The sequence below is a fragment of the Acidovorax delafieldii 2AN genome (assembly GCF_000175235.1).
In the GTDB taxonomy this organism is placed as follows: Bacteria; Pseudomonadota; Gammaproteobacteria; order Burkholderiales; family Burkholderiaceae_C; genus Acidovorax; species Acidovorax delafieldii_B.
The window spans coordinates 1-5,871 of the sequence record NZ_ACQT01000219.1 but is presented as its reverse complement, the minus strand read 5'-3'; the positions used below and the strand labels follow the sequence as shown (position 1 = coordinate 5,871).

At 67.7% G+C, this 5,871-nt stretch carries 8 protein-coding genes; 1 reads left to right on the top strand and 7 read right to left on the bottom strand.

Annotated features, from left to right (window positions below; all coding sequences use genetic code 11):
- The coding region (locus ACDELDRAFT_RS18140) for a YbfB/YjiJ family MFS transporter (protein ID WP_005799449.1) at window positions 1-604 on the top strand (604 nt) is incomplete at its 5' end.
- Between the two features lie 242 nt (window positions 605-846).
- Here ACDELDRAFT_RS18140 and gstA read toward each other — a convergent pair.
- The 7 genes from gstA to ACDELDRAFT_RS18105 all read right to left on the bottom strand — a co-directional run.
- A complete protein-coding gene (gene gstA / locus ACDELDRAFT_RS18135) occupies window positions 847-1,455 on the bottom strand; it encodes a glutathione transferase GstA (protein ID WP_040329879.1) in 609 nt (202 codons plus the stop codon).
- 123 nt (window positions 1,456-1,578) lie between these two features.
- Window positions 1,579-2,352 carry a class II aldolase/adducin family protein gene (locus ACDELDRAFT_RS18130; protein ID WP_005799447.1) on the bottom strand — a complete coding sequence of 258 codons (774 nt, stop codon included), beginning with the start codon at window positions 2,350-2,352 and terminating at the stop codon, window positions 1,579-1,581.
- Window positions 2,353-2,694: 342 nt separating this feature from the next.
- Window positions 2,695-3,150, bottom strand: coding sequence for a carboxymuconolactone decarboxylase family protein (locus ACDELDRAFT_RS18125; RefSeq protein WP_005799446.1), 456 nt, complete (start codon window positions 3,148-3,150; stop codon window positions 2,695-2,697).
- A gap of 200 nt (window positions 3,151-3,350) precedes the next feature.
- Window positions 3,351-4,250, bottom strand: a complete 900-nt coding sequence (locus ACDELDRAFT_RS18120; protein WP_005799445.1) for an RNA polymerase sigma-70 factor — start codon at window positions 4,248-4,250, stop codon at window positions 3,351-3,353.
- A 207-nt stretch (window positions 4,251-4,457) separates the two neighbouring features.
- Window positions 4,458-4,754 (bottom strand): YkgJ family cysteine cluster protein, encoded by a 297-nt coding sequence (locus ACDELDRAFT_RS18115; protein WP_050784205.1) that lies wholly within the window; start codon window positions 4,752-4,754, stop codon window positions 4,458-4,460.
- 12 nt (window positions 4,755-4,766) lie between these two features.
- Window positions 4,767-5,546 (bottom strand): DsbA family protein, encoded by a 780-nt coding sequence (locus ACDELDRAFT_RS18110; protein WP_005799443.1) that lies wholly within the window; start codon window positions 5,544-5,546, stop codon window positions 4,767-4,769.
- Between the two features lie 109 nt (window positions 5,547-5,655).
- On the bottom strand, window positions 5,656-5,871 hold a 216-nt coding region (locus ACDELDRAFT_RS18105), incomplete at its 5' end, for a hypothetical protein (protein ID WP_005799442.1).

Below are 5,871 nucleotides of genomic sequence, written 5' to 3'. Positions count from 1 at the left end.
GCCGGCACCCGTCGGGGCAGGCGTGTCGGCCGCAGTGTCTTCCGCGGCACCCCGCGTGCGCCTGCGCGCACTGGCACCGGCCCTTGCGGGCTATGGTCTGTTCGGGGTGGGCTATATCGGCTACATGACCTTTGTGGTGGCGCTTCTGCGCGAGCAGGGCATGACCGCAGCAACGGTGACGCTGTTCTATGCCTTGCTCGGGCTGGCGGTGGTGCTGTCGTCGCGCATCTGGGCGGGCCTGCTCGACCGCAGCCGCGGAGGCCAGGCGCTGGCCCTGCTCAACGGGCTGCTGGGCGTGGCCACGTTGCTGCCCGCGCTGACCTCGGTCTGGCCCGTGGTGCTGGGCTCGGGGCTGTTGTTTGGCGGGGTGTTCCTGTCGGTGGTGGCGTCCACCACGGCGCTGGTGCGCCACAACCTCCCGCCGTTGCAGTGGGCCAGCGGCATCAGCGCCTTCACCATCGTGTTTGCCGCCGGGCAGATCGTGGGGCCCACGGTGGTGGGGTGGATTGCCGACGGTCCCGGGGGGCTGGCGCGGGGCCTGGTGTATTCGGCCTGTGCACTGTGGGTGGGGGCTTTGGTGGCGTGGCGGCAGAAGCCGCTGTAGGGCGCCTGGCTTTTTGGCGCGTTGGGCAAGCAGTCCGTCGGCCACCGGCGCGGCCCCTGCCTGAAACGCCGCGCAGGGGCCGCCCCACAGCGAGGGCGTGGTCCTGTTGTTCACGCACCGTAGCGCGGCGATTGCGGGGGCTGAGGGCCGCGGCCCCCAGCCTGTCCGCGCAGGTTGGGACGGACTGAAGCGCAGCCACCTGCGGCGGCCAGCACCGGGCGATGAGCGCCCTCGGGGCGCCCTTACTTCAGCAGGCCCTCTGCCTTCATCGCAGCCTGCACGGCCGGGCGGGCTGCCACGCGCTCACGGTAGGCTTTCAGGTGGCCCAGGGCGGAGATGTCCACGTTGGTGGGCTGGGTCCAGTTGGTCACGGTGAACAGGTAGCCGTCGGCCACGGTGAACTGGTCGCCCATGAGGTATTGCTTGCCGGCCAGTTGCCCGTCCACCCACTGCAGGCGCTGCATCAGCCGTTCGCGCGCCATCGTCTTGTATTCCTCGGGCGTGGCGGGGTTGAACAGCGGGGTGAAGCCCTTGTGCAGTTCGGTGCCGATGAAGGTCAGCCATTCCTGCAGGCGGTAGCGCTGCAGCGTGCCGTTCTGCGGAGCCAGCATCTTGAGGGGGACCTGGTCGGCGATGTACTGCACGATGGCCGGACCTTCGCGCAGACGCGTGCCATCGTCCAGTTCCAGCATGGGCACATAGCCCAGGGGGTTGATGCTGTAGTAGTCGGTGCCGTCCTGCAGCTTGTGGCTCTTGGTGCTGGCCAGCACGGGCGTAAAGGCCAGTCCGGCCTCGTGCAGGGCGATGTGGGGCGAAAGAGAGCAGGCGCCGGGCGAGTAGTAGAGCTTCATGGACATATCCTCGGGAAGGTCGAAGCCGCCCATGCTATGCGCTGCGCCGGATCCGTGCTGGCGTCAGGGCACTGTGCCGGACACCGCGCTGCGGTGCTGCAGGCGCGTGCCCGGCGCCTGGCATCAGGTGTCGTAGCCGGGCAGGTCGCGCTGCACCTTGCGCAGCAGCGCAGGCCAGGCAAAGGCGCCGCCCAGCCCGCCCGTCTGCACGCGCATGGCCTGGGCCACGCCGCTCAGGATCTGGGGGTTCACCGGAGTCAGTTCTCCCCCCGCCTGCGCATCGATCTGGATGCGGCAGGTGTTCTCGAACGTATACATCGACAGGAAGGCGTCGGCGATCGTCCTTCCCACCGTCAGCAAGCCGTGGTTGCGCAGCATGAGGAAGTTGGCCTGGCCCAGGTCGGCCTGCAGGCGCGGCTTTTCCTCGTCGCGGAAGGCCACGCCCTCGTAGGCGTGGTATGCCAGCGAGCCCAGCACGAAAGTGCTTTGCTGGCTGATGGGCAGCACGCCGCCCTTTTGCGCGCTCACCGCCACGCCCGCGCGCGTGTGGGTGTGCAGCACGCAGCCGGCCTCGGGCCGGGCCTCGTGCACGGCGCTGTGGATGACGAAGCCGGCGGGGTTCACGGGGAAGGGCGAGTCGTGCAGCTTGTTGCACTGCATGTCCACCTTGATCAGGCTCGACGCCGTGATCTCGTCGAACATCAGGCTGTAGGGATTGATGAGGAACTGGTGCTCGCCCGGCCCCGACACCGATTCGGGCAGCTTGGCGCTGATGTGGGTGAAGACGAGATCGCTCCAACCGTAGAGCGCGACGAGCCGGTAGCAGGCGGCCAGGTCGCAGCGCAGCCGCCATTCTTCGGGGCTGACGCTGGCCTGCAGCGAGGGGATATTGAGCATGGGTGGTGTCTCCGATGTTGTGGGGTGGGAAGACACCACTGTAGGGCGCGGCGGCGGCGGGGTCTGTCAGGCAGGCTACACCAGGAGCCAAGTGTAGAGTGCTTTTTGCTTCTTTATTGATAGCAATAAAGACATGATTCACTGGCGCAATCGGCTGTTTTGGCTCCATTCTTGTGGTTCAGAGCCCTGGGGCTGGACCCACTGGCCGATGTGTCCACCATCGCCCGTGCCCGTGCCCGTGCCCGTGCCCGTGCCCGTGCCCGTGCCCGTGCCCGTGCCCGTGCCCGTGCTCGTGCTCGTGCTCGTGCTCGTGCTCGTGCTCGTGCTCGTGCTCGTTAACGGTCAACCGGCCTGCGGAATCGGCGCGCGCATGCCCGCGTTCAGCAGGTTCCAGGCATTAATCACCGCAATGGCAAAACCGAGGTCGGAGATTTCGGCGTCGGAGAACAGGGCCTTCAGCTTGGCGAATTCTTCATCGCTGGCGTCGCTGTGGGGCGTGGCGGTGATGATCTCGGCCCAGCGGAAGGCGGCGCGTTCGCGCTCGCTGAAGAACGGTGCCTCGCGCCAGCCAGCCACGGCGTTGAGGTGGCGCGGGTCGGCGCCGTCCTTGACGAGCGCGCTCCAGTGCATGTCCATGCAGTAGGCGCAGCCGTTGATCTGCGATACGCGCAGGAACACCAGTTCGGCCAGCCGGGTGCCCAGTGGGCCTTTCTTGATGGTTTCAGAGACGTTCACCAGGCCCATGAAGGCCTTGGACGAGAGCTGGTGGTAGGGCAGGCGGGCGCTGTGTTGCGACATGGAAAACTCCTGGTGTGAAAGGGTGTTGATAACGGCGGTGAAAGACGGCGCTGGCGTGTGGCCTTGTGGCCGTCTTCCATACCCTTCAAGACGCTGCACCGTACCGGGTTGTGACAGGCGGCCTGTATTTTTTTTGCACAGGCACGCTCACCAGGGCTGCCCGCGTGGTGGTCCGCGCGAACGGCGCTATGCCCGTGTCTTCACTGCGGCAGCGTGGCTGGGATACCCGCCAGCTTGTCCGGGTTGCGAACCGCGTAGATGGCCACGATGCGCTCGCCATCGGTCACAAACGCCTGGGCCGACTCGATGCGACCGTCCACATAGCGCAGCAGGCCCGGCTCGCCGTTGATGTGCGCCATGCGGTACACCACCTGCGCGCCCAGGCGCCGGAACAGCGCCCAGTACAGGTTGGTGATGCGAAACGGCCCCACCAGCGGCTTGGGGAACGAGGGCACGCGGCCGCCGCCGTCGCCAATGAGCTGGGCGTCTTCGCTCAGCAGCGCCTGGATGGCGTGGCGGTCGCCGCTCTGGGCGGCGTTCATGAAGCGTTGCAGCAACTGGTGGTGCACCGCCTGAGGCACCTCGAAGCGGGTGCGCGCCTGCTGCACGCGCTCGCTGGCGCGGTGCACCATCTGGCGGCAGCTGGCCTCCGTCTTGCCCAACTGGGCGGCGATCTCGGGGTAGTCGTAGTCGAACACCTGGCGCAGCAAAAAAGCCGCGCGCTCCTCGGGCCCCAGGCGTTCCAGCACGTACATGAAGGCCACCGACAGTTCACCCGCCAGTTCGGCCGCCGTTTCGGGCGTGTGGGCGTCCAGCTCCACCAGCGGCTCGGGCAGCCACCAGCCCACATAGGCTTCGCGCTCGGCCTTGGCCGCCCGCAGCCGGTCGATAGACAGGCGCGTGACGATGGTCACCAGCCAGGCCTCGGCCGATTGCAGGGCGTTGGCGTCGGTGCGGCTCCAGCGCAGCCACGCGTCCTGCAGCACATCCTCGGCATCGGCGCGCACGCCCAGCATGCGGTAGGCGATGCGGAAGAGGCGCGGGCGCGCCGTGTTGAAGGGATCGGTGGCGGCGGGAGTGGTGGGGGCAGGGGTGTTCATGGCGGCGTCCAGGTGGGCGGCGGCAACGAGCAGAGCGCTCGGGCTTCCGGTTTTACACACAAGCCAGACGGTCCAGGTGGCCTTGTTGTGACACCGTGGCGCAGATTGCTATATTTATGGTAGCTATTGACGCTTGCTGCACAAGCGCTACAGGTCGTTTTTATCCAAATGCCTGCACGCCGAGCCGCAACGGCTTGCCACAGCGCCTTACGGACAGCGCCGGGCCTCTGCGCTGTCGTTCGCCCCGGCGGGCTGTGTCAGCCGCTCCAGCCGCGCCAGGTACGCCAGGGCCTGGTCCGCGCTGTCGCCACACATCTCCACCGATGGCATCAACCCGGCGCACACGGCCGGGCGTTCGGGCTGGCCGAAGATGCGGCAGCGCGCATCGTCCCCCAACTGGATGCACCGCACCCCCGCAGGCTTGCCCCCGGGCATGCCGGGGATGGGCGAGCTGATGGAGGGCGCGGTGCAGCAGGCCCCGCAGCCGGGGCGGCAATGTGACAAGGGCGCCCCGGTTCAGGATTTGGGCCGTGCCTTGGCCAGATGTTCGTCCAGCCGGCGCTTCAGCGATTCATACGGCTGGATGCCCACCATTTTTTCACCTTCCAGCGCGCCAGGGGTGGTGGCCCCCAGCACAAAGGTGGGGGTGCCATTGAACCCCAGGCGGCGCGCTTCAGCGACCGACGCCTTGACCTTGGCTGTGTAGCGTCCGTCGGCCACGCAGGCGTCGATGCGGCTGGCGTCCAGGCCCATGCCCTGGATCAGGCGTGCCATCGCGGGCTGCGCCAGGGGTTCCGGTGCCGACGCGAACGCTTCCAGCAGCGGCCAGTGCTTGCCCTGTTCCGCAGCGCAACGGGCGACTTCGGCGGCCTTCTGGGCGTTGGGGTGCATGTCCAGCGGCAGGTCGCGCAGGATGAGCCGCAGCTTGCCGGTGTCGATGTAGTCCTGTCGCAAGCGAGGCAGGGATTCCTGCAGAAACCGCTTGCAGAACGGGCATTCATGGTCGGTGAACATCACCAGGGTGAGGGGGGCGCTCGTGGCCCCCAGCGTGTGGGCTTCTTGTGACAGATCCACCCGCACGGAGGTAGGCGCTGGCGCTGGGGCGGCGGCCGCGGCAGGTGCGGCCTTGGGTTGCTGCTCCAGCAGTTGGCGGATGGCCCGCAATTCCTGAAGAATCGCGGCCCCCTGTTCACGGGACATGGGTTCGGAGTGCGCAGCGCCAGGGGCGGCGCTGGCCAGGCTGGCGAGTACAAGTGCGCAGGCCAGCGCGGTCTGGCGCAAGAAAACGGGTTTCATTCGGAGTTGCCGATAGGTTGGTTGAGGGGCTATTGTGCGGTGCAGTGTCGGGGGGCTGCGGGCCGGGGACAACCTCAGCAGGCCGCAGCACCCCGCGGGTGCGTTCTGTTCACTGGCACACACCGGCATTGCAGGTGCCGCTCAGGCAATCGGTCGATGCCAGGCAGGCCTTGCCCGTGCCGCAGGCACCGCAGATTCCGCCGCAGTCGGTGTCGGTTTCGCTGCCGTTCTTGATGCTGTCGGTGCAGGTGGCCGGCTGGCAGATGCCGGCGCTGCAGACGCCGCTCTGGCAGTCGGCAGATGCGGCGCAGACCTTGCCCGTGCC